Source organism: Microcoleus sp. Pol12B3, from assembly GCF_036701355.1.
GTDB lineage: Bacteria > Cyanobacteriota > Cyanobacteriia > Cyanobacteriales > Microcoleaceae > Microcoleus.
Window position 1 is genome coordinate 1 of the sequence record NZ_JAUBQS010000039.1, and the last position, 26342, is coordinate 26342.

Genomic DNA, 26342 nt, shown 5'->3' on the forward strand with positions numbered 1-26342 from the left:
GGTAGCATATTTTTTGATAGGTCGTTGGGAACCTTCTTCTGACCTATCTTTTTTTACCACAAGTCGGTTAACACCTCACTCTATCTTGGTTGCGGCGGGGTTGTCACCCCGCCAGCTCATTTAGTGTATCTTCATAGTGAATTGGTATCACTAAGTGAGCGAATAGTTTTTAACCGTCGATAAACGCAAATGAACGCAGATAGTAATTAATTCTATCTGCGTTCATCTGTATTTATCAGCCACCATCTGCGGTTGCAAAATCAGCCACCAGCAACTGCTGGAACAATGCTGACTTCATCGCCATCTTGGAGAGCAGTTTTTGAGCCGTCCAAAAAGCGGATGTCTTCGCTGTTGACGTAGAAGTTGAGAAATCTGCGGGGCTCTCCTTTTTCGTCGCACAGGCTTTTTTTGATGCCGGGACAATTTGTTTCCAGCGATTCAATTAGTTCGGAAATGTTCTCGCCGGCGCATTCGATGGTGGCTTGATTGTTTGTAAATTTTTGCAGGGGAGTGGGAATTAAAACTTTGACGGTCATTTTTTTAGTCCTTAGTCAGTAGTCATTTATTAGTTATTAGTCCTCAGTCATTAGTCCTCAGTAATCAGTCAGTAGTCATCAGTCAACAGCTTAACAACCAATGACTAATGACTGCCGACTACTGGCTAATAGCTGTTAAACCGAAACTTGTTGCCATTCTAAGCGTTCCAGTGTGCGGGCGCGTTCTAGGGCGCGCTCGAACGCTTCTAGTTTCGGTTCGAGGGTGATGGGTTCGCCGATGTAGCCTTGAACTGCTTCTTGCGTTTTCAAACCGTTGCCGGTGATGTAAACGACTGTGGTTTCATCGGGATTGATTTTACCTGCTTCTACGAGTTTCTTCAAGACTGCGATTGTGGTGCCGCCTGCGGTTTCAGTGAATATGCCTTCGGTTTCTGCTAGCAGTTTCATGCCTTCGATGATTTCGGTGTCGCTGACGGATTCAATGTTGCCACCTGTTTTGCGGGCGATTTCCAAGGCGTACATACCGTCTGCTGGATTGCCGATCGCGATCGACTTAGCAATTGTATTCGGTTTCACCGGTGTGACGAAATCACGACCTTCGCGGAATGCTTGGGCGATGGGGGAACAGCCGTCAGCTTGAGCGCCGCTGAACCGAACTTTCTTTTCGTCCACTAAACCGACTTCGATGAATTCATTAAAGCCTTTGTAAATCTTTGTGAACAAAGAGCCGGAGGCGAGGGGACCGACGATGTGATCGGGCAATTGCCAGCCTAGCTGTTCGGCAACTTCGTAGCCGAGGGTTTTTGAGCCTTCGGAATAGTAGGGCCGCAAGTTGATATTGACAAATCCCCAGCCATGTGTATTGGCGACTTCGCAACAGAGACGGTTAACTTGGTCGTAGTTGCCGTGAACTGCCATGACAGTTGGATTGTAAATCAGAGTGCCGAGGACTTTGCCTGCTTCTAAGTCGGAGGGAATGAAGACTACGCAGTCGAGTCCGGCGTGGGCGGCGATCGCAGCCGTAGAGTTAGCTAAATTGCCCGTGCTGGCACAGGATACCGTTGTGAAACCCAATTCTCTGGCTCTGCTGAGGGCGACTGACACCACTCTGTCTTTAAAGCTGAGAGTGGGCATATTGACGGCATCGTTTTTAATATAAAGATTTTTTAGACCGAGGCGGCGCGCCAAGCGGTGGGATTTTAATAGAGGAGTCATGCCGGTGCCGACATCGATGACGTTATCTGTAGCGACTGGTAAAAATGCGCGGTAGCGCCATATCGAGTTGGGGCCGGCTTCGATGGTTTGGCGAGTGACGCTGCGGCGGATGGCGTCGTAGTCGTACTTGACTTCTAGCGGGCCAAAACAGCAATCGCAGACGTGCTTGGCTTGGAGTTCGTACTCTTCGCCGCATTCTTTACATTTAAGGGCTGTGAAGGTTGCTGCTGTGGATTGGGTTCTGGTCGCCTGGGTCATAGCTCAACTCTCTAGTTTTGCGATGTTTTCTTAGTCTTGTGCAAGATTAGCACGGTCAATTTAGCCCGTCAACTATACCCGATTTTTTTAGTCGGGATTGATTTTTCAGTTACTTTTGAGTTAAACAGCGGTGTATTTAACTTAGATATTTGGGCGGACGGGACGCTGACCCCACAAGGATTTGACTTGTTTTCTGGATCGGGCTGGGAATCCAGATTGTCAGGCCCGCACCCGATCCCGATCGAGTTCAAGGATGATTTGCCGACGAAATTGTTACAAAACTTAATAAACCTTTTTTGGGATCGCAATTGGGCAGTCGTGCGATCGAACACAACTACAAAACCTCGAATTTTTGATTAACCAACTTAACCTAGCCGCCGCTGACGGGGGGGATGAGTACAACTTCGTCGCCGTCTTGGAGGATGGTGTCGGGGGAGACGAATTCCAGGTTGAGGCCGAAGCGGGTGCGGTCGCGCCATTGTTCTAATTGAGGATATTGGGCGATCGAGCTTTCGAGCACTTGAGACACTGGGGTTTCGGGAGGAAGTTCTAATGTAAGTTCCGAAACGCCGTAGGCTTCACCGAAGGCGGCGAAAAGTTTAACGGTGATGGTAATCGAAGAGTTAGACACGGCTGTTGAGTGCGATCGACAGTTTGGCAATTATCAACTACACCATACAATTAATTAGGAATTAGGCGCGCCGAGGCTTAGAATTGAAAGCGGCAACCTCTAGTTAAGTTTTACCCCAGCGGGTAAAGATGATAGTTGATTGCAGCAAAAAGTCTTAACAAGATTGTATGCCGATCTCTCTCACCAACCAAGCGTTAGAAGCTGTTGGCATCCAGTTAGATGCAGCTAGCTAAGGTCTAGTTGGCTGCTGTTGAGGCTAATGCGAGAATAATTTTTGAGGATGCGGTATAGATACTTGACAGTAATTGTGGGAGAGTACAAAAAGCTCGCACTACATTTAGCGGGCAACAACGCAGACAATGCCTTGTCAACCCGCTTCTCTTGAATAAAAATCAGGTTATCTAGTGCGGCTTAGAATTGCAAAACCTTTGCCCTGCTTAGTAAGCTAGCAGTTCTATCTAAGAAGAATACTGAAGTTAACGCGATATAAATATATGGCAAATAACGATTTTAAAGTGCTTCAAATTATTGAAGCGAAAGGCTGGTATGCCTTTGGGAGTACCAAGCAAAGCCAGCACGTTGAGAGATGGGTAAGACCTGTCGTGTGTTGGGTTTTAATAGAAGATAAAAAAAAGCGACGGGTTGTGACAGCTACCGCTAGCTATCAGATCCAGATTGACGACAAAGAAGTCGAGTTCTTTGCCCACGAAAGCGAAATTCAAGATCTGGAGAGTCTCCCGAAGTCTGTCTCGGTATCGGAATTTCTGAAAACAGAAGATTGAGAGAAGGACAGAAGGAGATAATTTAACAAATCATTAATTATTCCTTAGTGATTCCTTAAACTTGCTGTCGGATTCTATTGGAATTAGAGGCAGAAGCTCTAGATTGGGGACAGGGGTAGACGAGGACAGGAGGAGAATTTATACTTTTGCCTTGCCTTCTGCATCTTGTTCCCAATGCCTCAAGTAGCCCAAAAAATAAAGAGGCCGGAAGATTGCTGGCAATGCCAACACGCTTCCGACCTTGCTGAATAACAGGGTATGCATATGTTTTTAAAGTATGGCAGGCAGGCTTTTGAGATATCAAGAGGACTATTGCAATCACCCACTTTTGCTTTCAGGCTGTGTTTGCAAGGCCATTGGTGACAAGTTAAAACTTAATTGCATTTGTCAATCAGTAATATTACTCAAAAAAACTGCTTTTTGAGGAGTGGAAAATTCACGATTTGAGAGGGAGTAGGTATAAATATCACCCTCGGCAGGATTCCTCGATCGCCCAAATCTCAGTTTTATGCCCAAAATCCGAGTAAATGTTGAGCATAATTGCTGATTGACAAATGCTTTCTTAGCTTAACTTGTTACCAATGTTGCAAGGCTGCAACTATTTTAGACTGAAAATTTGAAAATTGAGAGGGGCGATGGTTACAGGTTAAGGATTATAGCTATTTATCTGTAGCGGGTGCTACAAAAAATGGTGGCATTTGCGGACGATCGCACCTTCTCCCTAAATGGTGGGCACTCAAAGCAGAAAGTTCGATCGCCCGCTGCCACCGCTGCGACATCAAACCCCACTAGCGACAGGTTCAGGCATCTGCTGCCGCATCCGCCGCCCCAGCAGGGCCATCCGCACGCCGCCGGCAGGTCCTAAAGTCACCCCTCGGCGTTTGGCCTGTACGGGCTTTTTCTCGGCCAATACTAGGTCGAAATCCCGCAAAATGGTGGCCAGCACGAGTTTCATCTCCAACTGCGCCAGCGCCAAGCCGATACAGCGGCGGCTGCCGCCTCCAAAAGGCAAATACTCGTAAGGCGAGAATTGCCTCTGTAAAAACCGTTCCGGTTTAAATTGCAGGGGTTCTGGATACAAATCCTCCCGTCTGTGGGTCAAATAAATCGAGCCGACGACAACCGTTCCCGGTTCGAGTTGATGTCCCATCAGTTCCACGGGCCTGAGCACTTCTCGCGCAAACGTCAGCATTCCCACCGGGTAAATTCGCAGCGTCTCCTGACAAACTGCACTCAGGTAAGGTAAGCGAAAAATCTCCATCGGGTCGGGATTTTCCCCCAAACTGTCCAATTCTTGCAGCAACTTCTGGCGCACGGAGGGCAAGTGGTGAATCCAGTAAAACGCCCAAGCTAGGGCCGTTGCTGTGGTTTCGTGGCCTGCAAACAGCAGCGTCATCAACTCGTCGCGCAATTCTTCATTCGTCATTGGTTGCCCGTTTTCGTCACGCGCGGCCATCATTAAGCTGAGAATGTCGGTGCGATTGGCGTCTGGTTGCAGTCTGCGTTCTTCAATTTCCGCGTCCATCAGTTCGTCAATTTTCCGCTGCCGCTGTTTCATACGTCCCCAAGGACTCCAAGCGCCCCAATCTTGCTGCATCCAGCCGAAAAACAGCATACTCGATCGCAGGGGAGAGTTGGTCATATCGAGGACTGAGGCAAGTAGGGGCCTGATCTCTTCCAATCGCGGCCCGTCATCCATGCCGAAGACAGCTTGCAAGATTACCCGCATGGTGACTTCCTGCATCGCGCTGCGGGCCACAAAAGGTCGATCGACCGACCATTTGCTGGCAACATCTTGAGCTATATCGCAAATTAGTTGGCCGTAATTCCGCATCCGTTCCCCGTGAAAGGGTGGCATCAATAATTGGCGCTCGCGTTTGTGCCTTTCTCCCGACAGCATAATCATGGATTGTTCTCCCATCAAGGGTTTTAGGATGCTGTTCAGGCGGCCTGGAGCGTGAAACGCGCTGCTATTGAGCATCTCCTGGACAGCTTGGGGGTGGTGGATCATCACCAATGGTTTCCCGTTGTTCACTTGAGCTGTGAAAATGTCGCCGTATTGTTTGGCACATTTATCCATGTATGTCAGCGGATCGCCGATCCATTGAATTAGCTGCACAAGGGGTGGAGCTTTGGGGCCGTTAGGTAGCGTCATAGGAATTACCGGGGTTTGGGTCACAGGACTTAGCAGCATCAAGAAATCTCAAACGGTTTGAAGGTTTGTTCAATCCCTCCCAACGCTTTTTTTTAAGGGGAGAATTGCGTAAGTCCCATCTCCAATAATTTTAATAGCTTATTCTCGAACGGTGCTCAAAATATCCTCTCCAAGCTCTGTAAAACGAACAGTTTTGATTTGCCAAGGAGCATAACTGGTTAAAGTTTGGCGCACGCCCCCGAACAAACCTAACATCTGACAACTGGACAGATTTTGCAATTTCTGCCGCGAATTTCCGGAGGCTCGCAGATCCACGGTAGCTATTCCGAGGTTGCGATCGATCTTGAGGCGATAACCAGCCAAACCAAGACTATCGAAAATCTGCTGCTTTAACACTTCATTAACCGCGGATGACATTAACTGTTTGTCTGGGCCTGTAACTGTTTCCGGCTTCAGAGTTTGACACAGATTGTCTACCTTATAAACCGTAACGGTGGCAGTATTTTCTGAGAGGGCAGCACTGCCTAAAACTGAGGCAACAGAGTTAGAAGGCTGCGTTAATTGGCTCGATCGAGCCTCAATTTGATTTCCCATTAGCTGTAAGTGTGGGAACTGACGCCCGCTTGCTGGGAATTGCCTCTGGTTTTCGGCCGAGTTAGCTGCATCATAGCTAGAACAACTGCTAGCGCCAGTCAGAATTAATCCAGTCGCTAAATACCCGAACTGTTTGCAGATACGGTTCATAGTTTTTAATACTCAACTAAACGTTAGTGTACCGAGGATGAACTTTGGTGGTAGAAAGCACTTACTCCCTGATTACACTCACTTAGAAGTATTTCTAGGTATCCCTAATCCGGAGATGAAAACAAGTTAAGAGTTCTGGTTAATACGTTCAATTTAGTGTTCGATCAGGCACATAGGGTAATACCCCTCATCTGTGCAACCCAGGCGTCTCCGTATCTCAGCAGATAAAGCTAGCGACCTAGAGCTTAAGTGATACCAAATACCGTGTCAGTGGTCAGATGTACCGTTGCAATTCGAGCCATCCCAATGTCTGAGACCAAGAGCCTCTTTCCGGTTTGCGACAGCCTGAGTTGGATTAGTAGTAATGACAACATAGTTCAGACTGGCGGGGGCATTTTAAGCTCGCCTTCGGAGCGCTTTTTTAACAGCGCCGAAATCGCCGTTAGAGGGAATGTGCAAGTCGCGAACAATATCAAAACTTACGAATCAAGAGCAAAGAAACCGGGTTTTTTAACCAGGCATAAGAGCTGCAACGAAGTGTTTTCGTAAAAAAAACTGCTTTCTGGTCAAGTCGTGAATCACATAATTCCCCAGTCAGCCGATCTTTAACGAACAGGCGTCTCAAGGGTGTTATAGGAGCGTTCGCTGATTTTGTGCCAAATCTCATAAAACACAGTGAAAAAATCATGAAACAGCAATTATTGACAAAAGTTTTGGTGGCAACAGCGATCGCCCTCAGCGGCTTGACGGTTGCTTCTCAACCTAGTTACGCTCGGCGAGCACAGGGGGAAAGTGGATTTTGGTGCAGTACCTCGACCGGCGCGCCGGTGACGGTGTACCAAAACGCTCAAGGTGCCGTAGAGCCTTGGATTGAGTGGACTTCCGATTATTTCTCCGGTTCTGGGTACGATCCGGTAACTCGGTGTCAATTAGTGAGTCAACGCCTCGAAACCTATCGCCGCCGACGAATGCTTAAGTACATTACTGCAGGTCAGATGAACGGCCAGAACGTCATCTGCACGGCGAATCAAGTCAATGGGCTGTGTCAAAATTTGATTTATACCCTCAGACCCGGCCAAGACCCGATCGGCTCTTTGTATAATTTGTTGGCTTGGCGCCAAGGATATGTCGGGATGCCGTCTTTTGATGAAACCAGTAAAATTCCTTACATTGATGTCAGGGAAAAGCTAGGGGAAAAAATGGATGATGAGGCGCAACTGCCCCCTTTTTCCCCGCCGTCGGGACTGCCTTAAAGATGGAAAAATTTTCCATTTCGTCACCAATTCCAAGGGTGGATGTCGAAAACTTGGCGCGTTAAACAGCGGTACGCATCCAGACGGGGAAATCTTCTGGTTGCGGGACGATCGTCCGGCAGCAGGGGCAAACCTATAGGGTGCTGACTAACTAGCACGTTGTGGCGATCGGACAATGGTCACCGACGACGGTCTCCTCCACCCACTGCTAGGAGTTCTGAGGCGGCTGGGCGATATCGAGCCGGCGATCGTTCAGTTTCCCAGGGCGATCGAGTATAAAATAGCACCATTAAGCAGCGAGCCAGAAGCGGTGTCAGATCCCGTGCTGGCAGTCTCCTAGGGTTGCTGAGGTTGGGGCTTGGGCGGTGACGCGGACTTCGTTTCGGTGCTGCTACCCAAATCTTTGGCTCAAGGTTATAGCTTGGGCTATACAAATGAGGTTAAAATCGGCATGAGTGGCAGCCCGATTTTTAATGCCAAAGGTTTCTTGGTTGGGATTAACGGTAGGGGCAAGTATCGAGATCCAAATTTTGGCGTCTATGCTTTTGAAGATGGAAGTGATATCAAATTCGGTAGCATCGAAATTAATATTACCCACAGCTTTCGACAGGGCAGTGCCGTTTCCCTACCGCGATTAATTGTAGGGAAACGTCAGTGCCGTTTCCTATATATCCTTCCGATGTACCCGGATTTGATATGAATTAATAGCGGAATTATGGAAGAAAATGGTTAAATCCAGTTAGGGAATTCCGCTCGGTATATACTTGCAGTTCGCCTCGTCTTATCTAGGGAGTTATCGATGAATGTGTGGAGTTTGCGGTTTGACGCGCTAACAATCATCTTGACAGGTGCATTAACAGTGACGGCGGTTGTCAGCCAACAATATGCTGCCTGTGCCAAAACAGCCGAAGAAATTGCCCAGCTAGCGACCTTGACAACTGTGGAAGTCAACAATACGCTGGGGTTTTTTGCTAGCGGATCGGGAGTAATTATTGCCAAACAGGGTAATATTTACACTGTTCTGACAGCTAATCATGTAGTGGCAAGCCTCGCTCAAAAATACAGCATTCGCACTCATTTGGAGAAGGACTATGCTGCGATTAGAATACAGCGACTACCGAAAAATGACAGGGATATAGACTTGGCATTGATACAGTTTCAGAGCCGAGAACAGTATCCAGTAGCACCAATGGGCCAGTCAGAACGTGCTGTTGTTGGTTCTGCTATTTACGTTTCTGGCTATCCGCTGCCAATTTCGGGATTTGAACGAAAACTTGAGTTTACTGCTGGTATCATCTCTTCTCGCTTGGGGACCGCCTCATCGGGGTATCGTCTGCGCTACCAAGCTGTAACCAGGCGCGGGATGAGTGGCGGGCCTGTATTTGATGCTGATGGCAGGGTGGTAGGAATTCACGGCCAGGGGGATACTGTTGGCACAATTAGAAGTCAGTGGAACGGTCAGATTGAGGAGATAAAAACGGGGTTGAACGCGGCAATCCCGATCGATGCTTTTAGGGAGTTGCTATCACAAAATAAGCGTAACGGATTTGATATTCTCAGCAATCTTTCAATCAGCACCGCCTCTGGTCAAAACCAGCCGAGTCTGGGTTATGGAGGATTTGTGTGCGATACCTCGACGGGCGAGCCCGTGACTGTGTATCAAAATCCGCAAGGGTTCAGGGAGCCTTGGATTCGCTGGAATTCTAATTTCTTTTCTAGTTCGGGCTACGATCCTCTAACTCGCTGCCAACAAGTGACTCAGCGCCTTGAAAATTATAACCGAAATAAACAGCTAAATTATGTCACGGTGGGTATTGTAAATAACCAGAAAGCGATTTGCACTACAAGCCGCGTTAATGGGCCTTGCGAAGGTTTGATCTACACGCTGCGCCGCGATCAAGATCCGACTCCTGCACTTAGCAGTTTTTTTGTTTGGCTGGGGAATCAAAAGGCTGTGCCTTCTCTTTCTGAAAGCGGTACTGCGCTTTATATCGATGTCCGGGAACGGCTGGAACAATTTTAGATTTGGGAGTTGAGATGGATTAGTAATGGGTAAACACAGAACCCCGACTTATGCAAAAAGTCGGGGTTCTCAAACAACTACTTGTTAGCTTAAAAATTGAGATATTTTACTTATTTATCACTGACATAATAGAACTCATGATTTTTTGGAACGCGGAAGCTATAAAATTACTCTTACATTAATCGAATTCAAATTTTTTAGGTATCAAGCATGACAGCAACTACCCCGCAGGCAACGTCAACAACGCCCGCTTTTTGCGAAGGCATTCAATATTTTTCGGAAACACTCCCTGGTTTTGAGACTTATGGGAAAGCACCTGCGATCGCCGAGGGGAGCAAGTCGATCGCCGATCCTGCCGATCCCGTCGCCGTCTTTCAAACGATGCTGGGAGCAGACGCCCTGCGCTACCTGACGCTGCAAGTTACCGCCAGCAAGGCATCGGGACATCCGGGGGGTTTTGCTAGCCAAGCTGAGGCTTATGCCGCTTTGGTGATGCTCGGACACAAGAACATTGTCACCGAAGTCGGCCATCACGCCCCTGGCTTTTACAGTGCCATGTTTCTCGATCGATCTTTAGAGGATATGGGAATTGTTAACGTGCAGCAAATGCGCGATAAATTCCGAGAAAAAGACGGTTTGTTAGGGCATCTTTCCGGTTTCATTCCCGGCCTTTTAGCACCGGCCGGTCCCCTCGGACAAGGGCAGCATTTCGCAATGGCTGGAGCGATTTTGCACCGCGAAAAACTGTTTGCTTTCACAATGGGCGACGGCGGCATGGGCGAACCCTATCCGATGAGCAGCATGGCGCATTTCCACACTGCTTATCCGAGTGTTACTAACTTTTTGCCTGTGTTGGTTTGGAACGGATATTCTCAGGAACATCACAGCATGGTTTCGACTAAAACTAATGCTGAAATGATTGCTTATTGGCAAGGCAACGGTTTTGAAGAAGTTATCTTAGTTGATGCTAAGGAATTTGACGATAAAAATCAACCGGAAGATTATGTTGACAGCACTGCTTTTTCCCTCGAACAGCGTATGGCATTTACCAAAGCTGTTTTACAAGGAGTTGACAAAGCGGCAAAATCTGCTCTCGGCGGCAAATTAACTGTATTTATCATCAAACAGTTGAAAGGTGCCGGCGTCCACGCGCGCGGCGCAAAATCTCACAACCTTTATCCGAAAGATACGCTGGATGCTCCGCACATTATCAGTGCTTTAAAAGAGCGCGCTTTGACTGCTGGTGCTTGGGAGTTGGTGCGGACAAATTGCGAGCGTGCGGGCGGCGGGCCGGCGGCGAAAACAGTTGTTACTGAGTTTACATTGCCGCTGGCAGATTTAGGCGAATTACCTTTGGAAGAATTTGCGGTTGGGGGAGAACCGAAGATTTCGACAACAGCAATGGGGTTTTTGGTAGGGAAAGTTGGCGAGCGCGATCGTACTTTTCTTGTCACTAATGCTGACGGCAATGAAGCATCGGCAATTGCCAATATCAACCAAGCTCTCAAGATTATTCACCCCACGACAGATGACCTCTACAATCAATCGCCCAACGGTCAAGTTTACGAACCTTTGAGCGAAGATGCTTGCGCCGGTTTAGCCGTAGGTTTATCGCTATTTGGAGCGCGGAGTTTGTGGTGTTCCTACGAATCTTTTGCCATTAACGGTTTACCAATTTGGCAAACTGTAACCCAAGCAATGGCAGAATTGCGCCGTCCAACTCCGGCAACTGTCACCTTATTTACAGCGGGTGCATTGGAACAAGGCCGGAACGGTTGGACGCACCAGCGGCCGGAAATTGAGGCTTATTTTGCGGCGATGATGCGGAACGGAAATGTGTTTCCTTTGTTTCCACCGGATGCTAACAGCATTCAAGCTTGTTATGAGTGGGCTTTGACTGCTAAAAATAAGGGAGTTGTGATTACTGCAAGCAAGTCGCCACTGCCAATTCGCACTACTTTTGAACAGACTCGCCAAGGTTTGCAAGACGGTGCAATAGTGCTGCACGAAGTCGATTCCCCGCAAGCTCCCCACAATCAAGGGGGGAGCAAGAAAGTTGTGTTTGCAGTTGTCGGCGACATGACGTTAATGCCAGTGTTTGAAGCGGCGGCATTTTTGGAAACAGAAGGGATTGGAGTGCGGATTGTTTCTGTTGTGAATCCCCGGCGTTTGTACCGTGCTAGCGATGTTGCTTGGGATACTTGTTCGGAAGCTGACGGCGGCTTTTTGAGCGATGAGAAATTTGCCGAATTGTTTGGCGGAGATGCTTTGATTGGCGTGACAGGCGGTGCTTCTGGGATGTTGGAACCTGTGATGCTCCGCAGCAATTGCAAGCGGGATACTTTCGCTTGGAAGCGGGGGGAAACGACTGCTAGTGCTGGTCAGTTGATGGCGTTTAATGGGTTGACTGCTGAGGCGTTGACTAAAAGGGCGATCGAGCTAGTTCATTAAGTTAGAATATGAGTGAATGCCCCTGCCTGGTTTGTCCTGGGTAGGGGCTAGTAATATTTAAAATAGGATGGTGATACCTGTGACTGCACAACTTTTAGAAGAAAAAGGTACGCTTGCGGAACAGCGATTGCTTCTCCCCGGTTATTATACTTGGGAGCAATTTGAGGATCTCGAATCTTTAATGGCAGACTCTCCGGGTTTGCGGATAACTTATCTTGATGGGTGGATCGAGTTTATGACACTGGGTGAAGCACATGAGACAATCAGTTGTATTCTTAATTTTTTGCTACAACTCTACTTTTGTGAAATGGGAATTGAATATATTCCTGTAGGTAGTGCGACTCGCAGAAACCGGGCAAGAGATGTATCATTTGAACCAGACGAGTCTTATTATATAGGTTCAAGAAAAGAACATCCCGATTTAGCCGTGGAAGTAACGATTACTAGCGGTAGCACAAATAAACTAGCTAAATATCTGCGACTTCGCATTGCGGAAGTTTGGTTTTGGGAAAATAATCAGCTTGCTGTCTATCGGCTGCGCGAGGATGATTACGAGCAAGTTTCAAGAAGCGAGTTTTTGCCGGAGTTGGATTTAGAATTGTTGGTACGCTGCGTTTTAATGCCTTCAAGGATTGAGGCAAGGACAGAGTTTCTTAATGGAATTCGGCAAGTGGGTTGAATGCTGAGGAGGTGGTAAAAAGTACGATCGACTACGAGGGCCTCGCTAACGGCTTGATTGGTTAAGCTAAAATGTGACAGACAACAATTGACTCTCACAAACAACCTTTGCGCGATCGGCTCCCAGGATTTGTTAGATTGGTAGGTGTCAAGTTACTAAGCTCAGAAAGAGGAAATTTTATAGCTTTTATATGAAATCTTTTAGGATCGGAATTATTCCTATGTCTATTCTGTTGAGCTGCGTGAACCTGCGTCAATCCATTGTCATCTGCGATCCGAAAATTTCTCTTTTTAAAACCGCAGATGAGGGCAAATAAACACAGATTAACGCAGATGAATTAGATCGAGTTCGGTGGCAGCATCCGTGATGGTTGACTGTTGACTCGATTTGACCAGAACGATTCTACCCGATTTGAGCGGATACGATTCTAGAGCTATAGGTGAAGTTTTAACCTAATGCTGAGGGGAGAATTTATTCGGAAGTTTTTCTTGTTTTACTGTTAGATAAGTTTGCTTTGTTAGCTGCGAATTTAGCGATAGTGCTAGAAGCTTCGCTGTAGCGGAATATCAACGTTTAGTGAAAAAAATTGCCTTAATTTTATTCATTTTTTTCCCCGCAAGCCATTAGCCAAAAACTCATCATTAATCGTCTATCGCCCGCAGCTAAAAATTCATCCCGCGAAACCAGGTAGCTTTCTATGTCTGACTCTGAAATCAACCCCTGTTTGACCATTTGTAAAATGGGCCCGGAGTCCAGCAAAGATTCAAATGCTTCAATTCCGATAATATCGCTGTGGCTGACAGCCACTTCTAAATCAACGCTAACAAATCCAACTTCTTTCAGAAGCCGACACAGATGTCGTCCAAAGTATCCATGGCCACCCCGCAATGCCGTTACCTGGTTTAATTTCTTCTTGAGAGTCTCCACTGACAAAGGTGGATCTGTCAGCCAAAACAGATCCCCATCGGCATCGATAATTACCAGTTTTCCCCCAGGCTTCAAGATGCGGAATATTTCTCTAGCTGCTGCGACAGGATCGGGGAGGTGAAGGAACAGCAAACGGGCGATCGCGAAATCAAAACTGTTAGTAGGTAAACCCGTATCCCCAACCGATGCTTGCACATAATTTACTCGACCGTCCGCTTTTCGGTGCAAATATTCTGCTGCTTTTTCCTGCAGTACGGGGTCAATTTCTACCGCTGTTATCGAACTGTTGGGCAGGAATTCTACAAGTTTTTCCGTGAAGAATCCCGGCCCGCTACCCGCTTCCATAACATTCATCCCGTCGGTCAAGCCGAACCACTTTAAAGTGCGCGCTTCCTTTGCCCAACTGAGGTGAACTTGAGCTTTTAACCGCTGGATTTCTGTCTCAAGGTCTCGATTGAACGTACTTGCTTGATACGAACCTTCTGCTGTCATAAAATTATCCTTCTTCTTGCTGGACGCCTAGATTTTATACCATTTTTCCAATCGTGCAACAGTAATCTTCGGGTGCGTAGCTGGCTCAATCCCTAAATTTAATCGACTTTTTTTCGGCGACGCACCCTACACATTGAATGGACGAAACAAACCCAAAAATTCTATGGTAGCAATAATTTTTCAGGCTTGGTATTAGCGCTAGTCAGACCTAGGATTAATGCCCTACCTAGAAACTGGTGGCTGCAAAATTTCCTTTTCCTTGGCTATTACTGATTTTTCTTCCAAAACCTGCTTTAAAACCGCAGCAGGAATCGGCACTTCTTCAACTACCTGATGCTTTTCCAAAGTCAAACGAGACTGAGACGAACCAGACAATCTTTTCAACAATTTCGGCGTCGGATCGTACAACAAATAAATTATTCGATCGCCTGCTTGCCAAATCTGAGTCGCCGACACTACTTGCAAGTATCCTTGCCTTTCCAGCAGCAGCGGCACCAACTCCCCGGCTTTAACCAAAGCTTGTAAGTGAGCAATCTGAAACTGCAATCCCTCTGTTTTTAACTCAGTTTCCCCCAATTTTACTTCACCATCGCTCAAATATTCGTTCCAATCCTTCAGCGACAAATCCGAGACAAAAGCTTGATTAATTTTAGTCGGATTTGCAGGCGTATTTGCTTGCGGATCTTTGGGAAATATTGCCAAAACCCTCGGCGGTGCAAACTCTTCTGCCGCCCGCTGAGCTAACACTAAGTTTACCTCGCCGTTATTAGTCATTGCCAGAAAAGTTCCCATCGATTCTAGTCCGGCTTCTTCTAACACGCTGTGGTCGAGAGCACTGCTCAAAAACACCCGCAAACCCTCTCGTTCTGCTTGTGCACAAGCTTCCGGGTTCGTGTCGATAATTGCCACCGATTCTCCCCGTTCTTGAAACAAGCGAGCAATTAATCTGCTCAAAGGATTTGACCCCACAATTGCAGCACCGGTTGCAGATTTTGAGGTGATGCCCAAAAGTTGAGCCATCCGTCCGGCCGTTAGTCCCTGGACGAAAACTGTCATAATAATTGTTAGGAAAACTAAGGCTTTAATCGAGTCGCCGCCGTTGATTCCCCGCTGGGTGAGCAAAATTGCAAATAAAGATGCGATCGACGCTGAGACAATTCCCCTCGGCGCTACCCAACAAACAAATAATTTCTGCCGCCAATTCAGTCCGCTGTTCCAAGTACACAGCCAAACGTTGATCGGCCGCACTACCCACATTAAAGCTAAAACTGTAAACAAACTTCCCCAACCGAGGGCGACCACACTAGCGAGGGATAAATCGGCCGCCAGCAGCACGAACAGCATGGAAATAGCCAAGACTGTCAGTTGACCTTTAAACCTCCTCAGCAGCCTTTCTTCCGGCACAGCAGCGGCTCTGAGGACGATGCCCGATACGACAGTTGCCATCAGTCCCGATTCGCTGCGGATTTCTTCTGCTAAACCGAAAAACCCCCACAAACCGGCTAAAACTACTAAGTTTTTGAGGTCTTCGGAGAGAAATTGCGATCGCTTGAGAATGAATCCCAGCAACCAACCGCCCGCAACTCCGACGACTGCGCCAACGAAAAGCCGCACGATTAAATCTCGGAACAAAACCACCAAATCAGCATTGCCGTTTAAAATAATATTCAGCACCAATACCGCCAGAATTGCTCCGACAGGGTCGATTAAAACGCCTTCAGCTTCTAGCAAAGCTGCGACTTGTTTGTCAACCGATACTTGTTTGAGCAAAGGGCCGATTACTGTCGGGCCTGTGACTACTACTAGAGAAGCATACAAAAATGCGATCGGCCAGGGAAATTCCCCCAACCAGTGTGCGGCCATTCCGCCGCCTATTAGCGTAATTAAAGTGCCTACGGTAACTAAATTGCGGATGCTGCCGGAAAGTTTTCCTAAATCTCGCAATTCCAAATTCAAGCCGCCTTCAAACAGAATTAACGCTACGCAAAGCGATACCATAACTTCCAAACCGCTGCCCAGCAGATTGGGGTGCAGCACTCCGAAGCAGTCTGGGCCGGCTAAAATTCCAAACAGCAGCAAAAAGACGATCGCCGGAACTTTCAAATAAGCGGCGAGAACTTGAGCGCTGATGCCACAGATGACGGTCATGACCATCAACAGGGTGATGTTAAAGGAGATTTCCATAGATATAATTGTTACAGGCTGCCCGCTTAGTTTTAAATGTTCGATCGCGGGTAATTGGAGTGCAGGCGCTATTTTCGGCCCAGCTTACCAGCTCGGCACGGCACTGGATTTTTGCGAATAAGATTAAAAAACCTTGATATTGGCTATAACTTTATCAGATAATTCTCTTGGCGTCAAAGATGGCAGTAAGCTGTAGCTAAGCGAGAGATTGTCTGTTATGTTACAGAGTCCGATGGGGATGCGGGCACAGAGGGAGAGGATTTGACGAATTTTGATGGGGAGTCAATCTTACATCTCAGATACCAAGATTTCCCTGCCTTTCCATTATAGAGGACTTCAACTCGCAGATTCATCTGTGGAGTCAATCTCCAATCAAAAAGCTCACATCTCAAATCGAGCACCCCCAGACTCATCTTTAGAGTAGATTTCCCCTCTAAAAGGTCAAACCGCAAGATTCATCTGTAGAGTCAATCTAAAATCTAAAATCTATAATCTATAATCGATTGGCATTCTGCCACCTGCGAAAAAACTCCGATAGAATGGTCGGCGAAATTCGCCCTTCCAGCCAATCTAAAGCCTGGTTTTGCTGGGGTGCGGCCCGATAAAATTTGCACGCATCTATTAACCGAATCGGAGAATTAGTGCCAGTAGATTGAGAGCGCCACTTTTGGGCAAACTCGGCAATAATAGCCGGAGAAATTTGTTTTTGCAGCCAATCTAAAGCTTGGTCTTGTTGTGCTAAACCGCGATAAAATTTGCCGACATCTATCAATCGCAAATTACTGTCTTGAGGTAAGGTAGTTGCCCGCCATTTTTGAGCGAATTCCCCTAAAATAGAGGTAGAAACTTGACTTTGCAGCCAAATTAAGGCAGTATCTTGGCTAGCGCTAGCTCGATAAGACGAAAATACCTGAGTCAGCCGCACGGCTGATATGGGAGGGGGAGTTGGAGCGGGAGTCGGCGCTGGAGGGGGGACAACTACTTTGGGAGATTTTCGCATCAAAGCGGCCCAGGTTTGGAGACTTGCAATGCCGTCTGGATTGAGACCTTGAGATTTCTGAAACGAGATGAGCGCCGCTGTGGTAGTGGCTGCAAATTTACCATCCATCGCACCTGGATAAAAACCTTTAATTCTTAATTCCCTCTGGATGTCTGCCACTTTATAACTTACGGCACCTTCTCGGACACTTTCATAAATATTGGTGTCTACATTGCCCGAAACGCCGGACACGGTGCCTGTGTCGCTGTACTGCCAAAAAGTCCAAGTTTTCCAGCCGCCGGGAACCCAAGGTTCCTCAGCAGTGGTGTAGTGAGCAATCCACAGTGGGTAATCGGCAAACCGTTTTGTCCCCAGGTTGTCCCAGAAACCGGGGTAGGTGTAGATAATCGGCCGCATCAAGGTGGCTTTTTCGACTGCTTCTAGCCAAATTGCGGCTCGATCGCAAAATTGATCCACACTCAAACCGCCTGTAGTTTCCATATCCAAGACTGGCGGCAAATCCCCGACTTCGAGTTTGACAGTTTTGAGGAACAAATCGATTTGTTCTTGAACGCTGCTTGCAGGTCGAAAAAAGTGGTAAGCACCGCGTTGAATCCCCGCCGCTTTCATCGCCGCCCAATTGCGAGCGAAAGTTGGGGAAACTAACGTGGCACCTTCCGTCGATTTGACAAAACTGAAGACAATACCATCCCGGGCAACTGCTGGCCAATTGACATTGGGCTGGTAGTCGGAAACATCTATACCGCGAATACTCATATTACGAAGAGTTGAAAAAAGCTGGTTTGCTCTGAAGTAGCGACTCGATTAAGGGTACATTAAATTGTAATGCTAAGTCGCTAAGTGTTTTTTTCCAGGGGAGATGGTGCAAATGAACTTCGATCGAATAGATCCCGGTCCTGGTCAAGAGTCTGTTTGGGATTACCCACGTCCCCCTCGGCTTGAGGAATCGACCAAACACGTACAGATAATTTTTAATGGAGTGACGATCGCCGATACGCGCCGTCCTCAGCGGGTATTGGAGACAAGTCACCCTCCTGCCTACTATATCTGCCCCGATGACATCAAAATGGAATATTTGCACAAAACTTTACGGGGTTCTTGGTGCGAGTGGAAGGGACAAGCCAGTTATTACACTGTGACGGTAGAGTCGAAAGAAGTAGTAAATGCAGCTTGGTTTTATCCCAATCCCAATCAGGTTTTTGCAGCTATTAAAGATTATGTGGCTTTTTATCCGAGCAAGATGGATGCCTGTTATGTGGACGGGGAATTAGTGCAATCTCAACCAGGGGATTTTTACGGTGGCTGGATTACCAAAGATATTGTTGGCCCGTTTAAGGGAGGACCAGGAACTTGGGGGTGGTGAGGGAATGTTGAGTGGTGAGTTTTGAGTTAAAAACAGCGGCAGACACCGCGTTTTTTTATTACGCAAAACCTAGTTATAAAAACCTGATTTATTGAGTTTGTGTGACCCGTGAATGAGTTGAGAAATGGCGGTAAAATCGTTTTTTTACCCTGCAAAAAGCAAACAGTTAAAAATGACTAATAATTCAATAAATCTCTAATTGATTGAGGAGGCATCAATGCAAGGCAATGCAAGGCAATGCAGGCTGGGCATAAACTAAAGCATGAGCTTATTCCCTTAAATGTATAGTGTAGTCAAAATACAGCCAATGGTAAAAAACAAATACTAAGATAAGTTAATAGTTGAGACTAGCTTTGTTGCTGCTTTATTGTTTATTCGGATCTGCGCTGTGTCTGTTGAATTTATTGAGCCGTCTAACTCGCCAGAAAACTCACCCAACAATTTATCTTTAGAGTCTACTCTTAAGGATCTGGCTCTATTCAATTTTCAGGTTGACTCCTCATATCTCGCCAAAGAAGTAGCTCGTTTTTTTTAATCTCACCCCCTGCTTCCGGGAGTTATCTTGACCGTAAATGGGGAATTTTTAGGGATGATATCCCGTCGGCGGTTTATGGAACGCATGAGCCGCCCTTACGGAGTAGATATATTTGCTTGCAGACCGATTATAGCCTTGTATCAAATAGCTCAAAGCGATATTTTGATTTTACCAGGAGTAGCCTTAATTGTCCTGGCAGCTCAGCGCTCCGTACACCGACCGCCGGAACAGCTTTACGAGCCGATTGTTGTGCAGTTAGAACCTCAAGTTTACCGACTTTTAGACGTGCATCAACTGTGGGTAGCTTTATCCCAAATTCACCAACAAGCTACTTGGTCTATGAGCGAACTTTATTACAATTTATCGCTTACGCAATCCGAGCTAGAAGCAGCTAATTCTCAATTAAAAGCAGCTAATTCCGAATTATATCGCCTTGCCAACTTAGATGGGTTAACTCAGATTGCCAACCGCCACTGTTTTAACGAATACTTACAGGAAAAATGGCTAGAATTGGGAGCAGCCGCAGCAGAAATATCTTTAATTTTATGCGATGTTGACTTTTTTAAGAAATACAACGATACTTACGGACATCAGGCGGGAGATGCTTGCTTGCAGCAGGTAGCCCAAGCTATTTTGGCAGCGGTAAATTACTCAGCAGGCAAAGTTTCGGGGGACACTCTAGTAGCCCGTTACGGAGGTGAAGAATTTGCGGTAATTTTACCCCGCACTTCGTCTGAAATAGCTGTTTGGATTGCAGAGCAAATTCGAGTTTGCGTAAAAGAACTAGAAATCGAACACCTTAATTCTGCGGTGGGTTCTCTCGTGACGCTGAGTTTGGGGGTAGCGAGTACATTTCCTCGATCGTCTGCAGCACAAAAAAACTTGATTGCAGCGGCAGACCGCGCGCTTTATCAAGCTAAAAACCGAGGGCGCGATCGAGTAATTTTAGATACGGATGGATTTTAGATTGGAAAATCGTTTCCATCACAGATTGGCTGGCAAATCGCCGATCGACCTGCCGATGCTAGCCAGAAATTTCTCCAAAGCTTTCATCTGCTTGACGGTGAACGTCGGCACGTTCTTTCCCAACTCCCAACCACTGATTGTTTGCGACCAAACGCCAAGCTCTCGCGCCAAATCTTCCTGACTCATCTCCAGTTCTTCCCTGAGCTTCTTCAAATGCTACTCTTCATCTTCTGGTCGCGGAACAGGCTTTTTCGGCATAACTTCGATCGCACATTTTTTATATAATAAGATGCTTAAGCATCTTGACTAAACAATAAATTGATTAGACAATTTTGGAAAGGAACATGAATCGATTATGCCTTACAAACAGCGTCTGAATTCCTAGGTTATTGTTCGCCTGCTTCCCAATTGACAATAGAAGCGTCGTGGGTCAGTTTCGCAGTTGGTCAGATTTGGACAAGTATTTAGCTTGAAGGTGTGCAATACTGCGTATAAAATATTATCGGACGATCGTCCCGTGCCTACAAAGACTCGCACCAAGCACGCTCCGCCGTCCAGTGCCTGTCTGAAGATTCATAAATCCTCAACCCATCCAACCCGGCATTTCGGAGCATCTCCTCAACTTCATCCAGCGTAAATGCTGCTTGCAAGGAATCGCTGAATAACTGTTTCTGATGCGTGTTGCAATCTCCCGCATAGATCTCGACTAAATGAACCCTCATTGCCTCATCCATAGGTCGGAGTAAATCGCGCAAAAATATTGCTCCGTTCGGTTTTAAGACTCGCTTGACTTCGCGCAAAAATGGCAGCGGATCTGCCAAATGGTGGATAATACTGTTGGAAATCACCATGTCAAAATAACTGTCTGGATACGGCATGGCCTTAGCATCGACTAATTCGAGACTAATTTGCGATCGCACGCCCGCCTTTTCCACATTTTCCGCCCCGACTTTCAGCATATTTGCCGACAAATCAATGCAAGTCAATTTCCATACTGGCCGGAGTTGACAAAGGGCGATCGGAATTCTCGCGGTACCCGTCCCCGCATCCAAAACGTTTCCAAAAATCGGTCCCAACGCCGCAGCACTCTGAGCAAAAGCAGCATTAACCTCAGCAAAGTCCATCGAATCGTATTCGATCGCCTCTTCCAAGGAATCCATCACTTCCGGTTCCAAAACTCGCTGCATAAAATTTATCTCATTATCTGGCATTTTTATATAGGGGTTAAGTTTCGCCTGCAAAAGCTCGACTAACTCCGGTTCCATATATTCGTAATTGTCCGGGATTTGCAGACAAATAACTTTCTTGCCTTCGAGACTTTCCGGGAATTTGCTGCGGAGTCGATCGCCATGCTTCTTCTCCATGACAAATATCACATCTGCCCAACCTACAAGACCCTCAGTTACTCTAATTCTTGCACCTTTTTCCGTTCCAGCCGATCGCACGCTGTAGCCGCTAACATTCTCCCATATCTTCTCGGCAGTCAAACTCCTCCACTTATTGCGGCTGCACACAAACAATATCTTGATTTTATCCATTCAGATACAAATACAAAATTCTATGTTAATCGTGGCACGGCCGTCCCGCCTGTGCTTCCGAAGCGGTTAAAAAGTTCTATCGAATTTCCCCCCGACCGCACCTTACATACCACTAATCATGTACTTTGTCAAATTGACCCAAATATCCTTTACAATTCTTAAACCATAAAATGCGGATTTTGCATAAATAATTGTACTTGTTACATTTGCAGAGTTCGTTAATTTTACGATTTTAAAAGCTTTCAGCGCCAAAAATTTAAATTAGTCATAATGCCCCTGGATTGTGAAAATCTTACCATAAGCCTCAAAGCAACTAAATAGGTAAAATAATTGAGAATGAAGTCAATAATTTGGGTCATCTTTAGGTTTTCTTAAGATTTCAGCAGTCAAAATAGATCGAACATTTAAAACTAAATCGATTTTTAGATTGTTTTTGCTTATTAAAATAGTTGTAATTGCCCCGAAGACCGATCGACCCTCAAAAATAGATACAGATGCTCGATCGCCCAATGACATCCAACCAAACTCGATCGAACTCTGCTAAAATTAGTAAAACGAAGTCGTTATGAGTTTAAGTAAATAGCTATGACCAACGAAACCGTAGAAAACCTAGTAATTATCGGCTCAGGGCCCGCAGGCTATACAGCAGCCATCTACGCCGGGAGGGCAAACCTGAAACCCTTAGTCTTTGAAGGCTACCAAGCCGGAGGCGTCCCCGGCGGTCAACTGATGACCACCACAGAAGTAGAAAACTTCCCCGGTTTCCCTGAAGGGATCACCGGGCCGGCACTCATGGATCGGATGAAAGCTCAAGCAGTGCGCTGGGGTGCAGAATTATACACAGAAGATGTAATTTCTGTGGATTTGACCAAGCGGCCGTTTACAGTGCGATCGGAAGACAGAGAAATCAAAACCCACACGATAGTAATAGCTACAGGCGCGACGGCGAAACGGCTGGGGCTGCCTAGCGAACACGTATTTTGGAGTCACGGCATTTCTGCCTGTGCGATTTGCGACGGCGCTACCCCAATTTTTAAAGGAGTAGACTTAGCTGTAATCGGCGCAGGCGACACAGCAGCGGAAGAATCTATTTATTTGACAAAATACGGCTCTCACGTACATATGCTGGTGCGGCGCGATCAAATGCGCGCCAGCAAAGCCATGCAAGACCGAGTGCTGAGCAACCCTAAAATTACCGTGCACTGGAACACCGAAGCAGTGGATATCTTGGGCGAACCGGGCGGAAAAATGGACGGGGTGAGAATTAGAAATATTGAGACGGGTGCCGAAAGCGATTTGCTGGTGAAGGGATTGTTTTACGCGATCGGTCACACTCCCAACACTCAACTGTTCCAAGGTCAGCTAGAACTCGACGAAGTAGGCTATATCGTTACCAAGCACGGTTCGGTAGAAACCAGCGTCGAGGGAGTTTACGCCGTCGGCGACGTGCAAGACCACGAGTTTCGCCAAGCCATCACCGCCGCCGGTAGCGGTTGTATGGGGGCGATGCTGGCAGAAAGGTGGCTGTCGTCCAATGGTTTAGCTCAGGAATTCCATCAAGCCGAGGAATCCGAGCAACCCGTCGCAGCGCCGGAAGCTCAAAAAGTACGCAAAACCAGCGAGAACTTTGATATCCAAGATACGCGCCACGAAGGAGGTTATGCTTTGCGGAAGTTGTTCCACGATAGCGATCGACTGATTGTGGTCAAATATGCCTCTCCGAGTTGTGGGCCTTGCCACAGCCTCAAGCCGATTTTGAGCAAAGTAGTAGATGAGTTCGAGGGCAAGATCCACTACGTGGAAATTGACATCGAAGAAGATCCAGAAATTGCTGAAAATGCTGGCGTGATCGGTACGCCGACGATTCAGTATTTCAAAGACAAAGATTTGGTAGCTGAGCTCAAAGGAGTTAAGCCTAAAAGCCAGTACCGCGAGTTAATTGCCAGTAATTTGTAGGAATTCGATCGATTTTAGATTTGAGGTTCGCTAAGAGAGATTTAACCTAAACTCGACTTGCGTCCCACCTGCCAAAAACCAGGTTTCTCCCCTGCGCGCCAGTCCCGTGCAGGGGAGAAACCGATTTTTTTTAGCCGCATCGCGCAAAAAAACCCGGTTTGTCGCGAGTGTTTGGCGAATGAGAAAGAGGATTTTTGACCGTTCCGGGTTTTTTCGCCTGAGTGCTACTAAAATCGAAAAGTCTTATATAGGTCGATCGTCATTATGGCTCAAAGCCGTCTCCGACTGCCGCGATTTCTCAACAGTGCCTCGCCCTCAAGCCTGTCAATGAAAATGATGTGGGCAGGTTTGACAATAACAGCCGTGTTTGTATTGGTAGCCACCTTGTCTCCAGCTATGCAAGCTTGGGGATGGCTGCAAAATCCTACCGAGGCTTTGATTAACCCCATCCACGAACCGCCCTCGGCGAATTATTGGTTCGGTACTAGCCGCAGCGGCTACGATGTGTTTTCCCGCACGCTGTTTGCTTCTCGCGCGGCTTGGCAAGTGGTAATTTTAGCCACTGCTTTGAGTTTGTTTATCGGTGTGCCGCTGGGTTTGGTTAGCGGTTATTTGGGCGGTAAGCTCGATCGAGTGTTGTTATTTTTAATGGATACAATTTATACTTTGCCGGGGCTGCTACTTTCTTTGACGCTAGCGTTTGTAGTGGGGAAAGGAGTTTTGAATGCTGCGATCGCCCTGAGCATTTCCTACATCCCTCAGTACTACCGCGTCGTCAGGAATCACACCGTCAGCGTCAAAACCGAATTGTTTGTCGAAGCCGCGCGAGCAATGGGTGCTGACACTTGGACAGTGCTTTCGCGCTACCTGTTTCTGAATGTGATTCAGAGCGTACCTGTGCTGTTTGCGCTCAACGCTGCCGATGCAATTTTAACATTAGGAGGTTTGGGGTTTCTCGGATTAGGACTTCCCGAAGCAACTCCCGAATGGGGACACGACTTGCGTTTAGCTTTAGATGCGCTACCTACTGGCATTTGGTGGACGGCTTTGTTTCCCGGTTTGGCGATGACTTTAATGGTGGTGGGACTGTCTTTGGTGGGGGAAGGATTAAACGAATTTGTCAACCCTCGCCTGCGGAATCAGCAGTAATTTGTCTCGCGGTTAAATTAAGTTGGCAGTCAGGACTTTAGTGCTTATTCACAAATATAAAAAAAACTGAAGTCCTGACTAGAAACAGGCAATATAAAGAGATGGTAATCTCTGCCCGATTAATTACTATATCTTTCTCTCAATCAGGTTAATTCTTTCTAGGTAGTCAACCTTCGTTGGGTTGTCAATATAGACGCGGATCGGAAATTTTGCTTGATAGCTTCATCTTCTAAAGGTCAAGCCACATAATTTAAACCAGAGCAGAGGATCAAGCAAGGCTCTGTGCTTTCTGATGAGACGCTGTAAATAATAACAAAATTTTGAGCATCGCACCAACGTCCTACCGTTCCATTGCTTTAAGTATCCTGGAGTTTAGGTCTTCTCTAACCATAGCAAGCACATCGTTAACTGGCAAATTTTTCTTCCCTGGCGGAGTTATCATCAGGCAGTTGCATCAACATCCGCTGGGGAATTTTTTGCGTCTGCTTGAAATTATCAAGACAATTGGGGAATGCTACCTAAAATTTATTGAGGGGCTTTATGGAATCTTCACAGTGTCACGATATATTTAAAGGGATCGTGAAGTTATACTTCCGGAAGATGGCGAATTGTGTTGTTTGTGAGAAAAAAGTGCGATCGCGACAGTGCGCACTGAAAGCCAAAAAATTTTAGAGAAATCCGCAGTCGAGAGTTGCGCGGCGGGTTAACTCTTAGTAGAATTTATCCGGGTGGTTTTTGCCATTGACGCGACAAACTCGTGTCGAACTGCTTAAATAAGAATGTGACGTTAAGAACTTAATGTGATTTAACGTCAAAATTAAACCCAATTTCTGAGATTTGAGCTAACTTAACAATGAAAGCCCCTGTTGCACTACTCAACCCGCAACGCTTCATGGGGGGTCAGAGTCGGTCTCTAATCCAGAGCGGCCGGCTTAAAACTAAAGCTACGAGCTTTATTCAATCGCAGATTGCGTATGATTCAATTCAGGGAAACAGGGTAATGATGGGTGTATCTACACGGATTGTATTGGTTCCAATTTGGGCAACTCAAAAATTGTCTGCTAAGTGTCTGGCCAACTACGCCGCAGCCGTTCACCCAGATATACGCAGAAAACAGCGCCGTTCGATCGTGCCAAAGTTTTTGCGGGCCGTTCTCAGGATTTAGCAGAGCCGGACATGAGTTAGTATTGTCAAGCTAAGCTGACAGAGTTTTCCTAGTTCTTGACAAACAATGGAAAACAACTTCCATTTTTTGTGAGAAAGGCTACAATCGGGAAGGTCTTTGCAAGATCCGATTCTCCCCGTTTGGTGCTTCAACCCTCTGCTGTTGCATTTGAGGCAGCAGACTAGCATCCAAGGTGGCGAAAACTTGCCGTGCAACTGTCATGTCTGACAACCAGAGTGAAAGCAAGGCGAATCAAAAGTTCGACACCTCCAATACAAAAGTTAGAGGGTTCCGTGCCGGAAAACTTGTACGGGTAAAAGCTCGAAGTACCGAGTAAAAAAGTCAGTATTTTTGGAAGTGCGATCGATCGCACTTCATG

General features: G+C 46.8%; 22 protein-coding genes. 12 read left to right on the plus strand and 10 right to left on the minus strand.

Going from position 1 to position 26342, the window contains the following annotated elements:
- Positions 1-260 precede the first annotated feature (260 nt).
- From QUA53_RS19200 to QUA53_RS19210, 3 genes are all read right to left on the minus strand, one after another.
- Positions 261-536: a MoaD/ThiS family protein gene (locus QUA53_RS19200; protein WP_333096163.1), complete on the minus strand. Its 276-nt coding sequence runs from the start codon at positions 534-536 to the stop codon at positions 261-263.
- A 135-nt stretch (positions 537-671) separates the two neighbouring features.
- Positions 672-1970: a threonine synthase gene (gene thrC / locus QUA53_RS19205; protein ID WP_333096162.1), complete on the minus strand. Its 1299-nt coding sequence runs from the start codon at positions 1968-1970 to the stop codon at positions 672-674.
- 370 nt (positions 1971-2340) lie between these two features.
- Complete coding sequence (locus tag QUA53_RS19210; protein WP_015179186.1) at positions 2341-2601, minus strand: MoaD/ThiS family protein; 261 nt, start codon at positions 2599-2601, stop codon at positions 2341-2343.
- Positions 2602-3095: 494 nt separating this feature from the next.
- Between QUA53_RS19210 and QUA53_RS19215 the strand changes: the two genes are divergently transcribed.
- Positions 3096-3383, plus strand: coding sequence for a hypothetical protein (locus QUA53_RS19215; RefSeq protein WP_006632921.1), 288 nt, complete (start codon positions 3096-3098; stop codon positions 3381-3383).
- A 778-nt stretch (positions 3384-4161) separates the two neighbouring features.
- On the opposite strand, the gene QUA53_RS19220 is transcribed toward QUA53_RS19215, so the two are convergent.
- Together QUA53_RS19220 and QUA53_RS19225 are read right to left on the minus strand one after the other, a co-directional pair.
- On the minus strand, positions 4162-5538 hold the full coding sequence (locus QUA53_RS19220) for a cytochrome P450 (RefSeq protein ID WP_333096161.1): 1377 nt from the start codon (positions 5536-5538) through the stop codon (positions 4162-4164).
- Between the two features lie 138 nt (positions 5539-5676).
- Positions 5677-6282, minus strand: coding sequence for a hypothetical protein (locus QUA53_RS19225; protein WP_333096160.1), 606 nt, complete (start codon positions 6280-6282; stop codon positions 5677-5679).
- 686 nt (positions 6283-6968) lie between these two features.
- Here QUA53_RS19225 and QUA53_RS19230 point away from each other — a divergent pair.
- The 6 genes from QUA53_RS19230 (at position 6969) to QUA53_RS19255 (ending at position 12688) form a co-directional block, all read left to right on the plus strand.
- On the plus strand, positions 6969-7535 hold the full coding sequence (locus QUA53_RS19230; protein WP_333096159.1) for a COP23 domain-containing protein: 567 nt from the start codon (positions 6969-6971) through the stop codon (positions 7533-7535).
- Between the two features lie 175 nt (positions 7536-7710).
- Complete coding sequence (locus tag QUA53_RS19235; protein WP_333096157.1) at positions 7711-7875, plus strand: hypothetical protein; 165 nt, start codon at positions 7711-7713, stop codon at positions 7873-7875.
- An 18-nt stretch (positions 7876-7893) separates the two neighbouring features.
- Complete coding sequence (locus tag QUA53_RS19240; protein ID WP_333220444.1) at positions 7894-8235, plus strand: hypothetical protein; 342 nt, start codon at positions 7894-7896, stop codon at positions 8233-8235.
- A 99-nt stretch (positions 8236-8334) separates the two neighbouring features.
- Positions 8335-9558: a COP23 domain-containing protein gene (locus tag QUA53_RS19245; protein ID WP_333096155.1), complete on the plus strand. Its 1224-nt coding sequence runs from the start codon at positions 8335-8337 to the stop codon at positions 9556-9558.
- 210 nt (positions 9559-9768) lie between these two features.
- Complete coding sequence (locus QUA53_RS19250; protein WP_333096154.1) at positions 9769-12009, plus strand: phosphoketolase; 2241 nt, start codon at positions 9769-9771, stop codon at positions 12007-12009.
- Positions 12010-12088: 79 nt separating this feature from the next.
- Positions 12089-12688, plus strand: coding sequence for a Uma2 family endonuclease (locus tag QUA53_RS19255; protein WP_333096153.1), 600 nt, complete (start codon positions 12089-12091; stop codon positions 12686-12688).
- 597 nt (positions 12689-13285) lie between these two features.
- Here QUA53_RS19255 and QUA53_RS19260 read toward each other — a convergent pair.
- The 3 genes from QUA53_RS19260 to QUA53_RS19270 all read right to left on the minus strand — a co-directional run bounded on the left by QUA53_RS19260 (position 13286) and on the right by QUA53_RS19270 (position 18047).
- Positions 13286-14107, minus strand: coding sequence for a methyltransferase domain-containing protein (locus tag QUA53_RS19260; RefSeq protein WP_333096152.1), 822 nt, complete (start codon positions 14105-14107; stop codon positions 13286-13288).
- Between the two features lie 222 nt (positions 14108-14329).
- Entirely contained in the window at positions 14330-16291 is a 1962-nt protein-coding gene (locus QUA53_RS19265) for a cation:proton antiporter domain-containing protein (protein ID WP_333096151.1), read from the minus strand.
- Between the two features lie 493 nt (positions 16292-16784).
- Positions 16785-18047, minus strand: coding sequence for a GH25 family lysozyme (locus tag QUA53_RS19270; RefSeq protein WP_333096150.1), 1263 nt, complete (start codon positions 18045-18047; stop codon positions 16785-16787).
- Between the two features lie 112 nt (positions 18048-18159).
- Between QUA53_RS19270 and QUA53_RS19275 the strand changes: the two genes are divergently transcribed.
- On the plus strand, positions 18160-18654 hold the full coding sequence (locus QUA53_RS19275) for a DUF427 domain-containing protein (protein ID WP_333096149.1): 495 nt from the start codon (positions 18160-18162) through the stop codon (positions 18652-18654).
- 589 nt (positions 18655-19243) lie between these two features.
- Positions 19244-20155, plus strand: coding sequence for a GGDEF domain-containing protein (locus QUA53_RS19280; protein ID WP_333096148.1), 912 nt, complete (start codon positions 19244-19246; stop codon positions 20153-20155).
- Between the two features lie 18 nt (positions 20156-20173).
- Here QUA53_RS19280 and QUA53_RS19285 read toward each other — a convergent pair whose 3' ends face one another.
- Both QUA53_RS19285 and QUA53_RS19290 read right to left on the minus strand, forming a co-directional pair.
- Positions 20174-20368, minus strand: coding sequence for a helix-turn-helix transcriptional regulator (locus QUA53_RS19285; protein ID WP_333096147.1), 195 nt, complete (start codon positions 20366-20368; stop codon positions 20174-20176).
- Between the two features lie 308 nt (positions 20369-20676).
- Positions 20677-21693 carry a methyltransferase domain-containing protein gene (locus QUA53_RS19290; protein WP_333096146.1) on the minus strand — a complete coding sequence of 339 codons (1017 nt, stop codon included), beginning with the start codon at positions 21691-21693 and terminating at the stop codon, positions 20677-20679.
- Between the two features lie 585 nt (positions 21694-22278).
- Here QUA53_RS19290 and trxB point away from each other — a divergent pair.
- The 3 genes from trxB to QUA53_RS19305 all read left to right on the plus strand — a co-directional run bounded on the left by trxB (position 22279) and on the right by QUA53_RS19305 (position 25963).
- Entirely contained in the window at positions 22279-23649 is a 1371-nt protein-coding gene (gene trxB / locus QUA53_RS19295; protein WP_333096145.1) for a thioredoxin-disulfide reductase, read from the plus strand.
- Between the two features lie 264 nt (positions 23650-23913).
- Positions 23914-24798, plus strand: coding sequence for an ABC transporter permease (locus tag QUA53_RS19300; RefSeq protein ID WP_333096144.1), 885 nt, complete (start codon positions 23914-23916; stop codon positions 24796-24798).
- A gap of 1000 nt (positions 24799-25798) precedes the next feature.
- Entirely contained in the window at positions 25799-25963 is a 165-nt protein-coding gene (locus QUA53_RS19305) for a hypothetical protein (protein WP_333096143.1), read from the plus strand.
- Positions 25964-26342 lie beyond the last annotated feature (379 nt).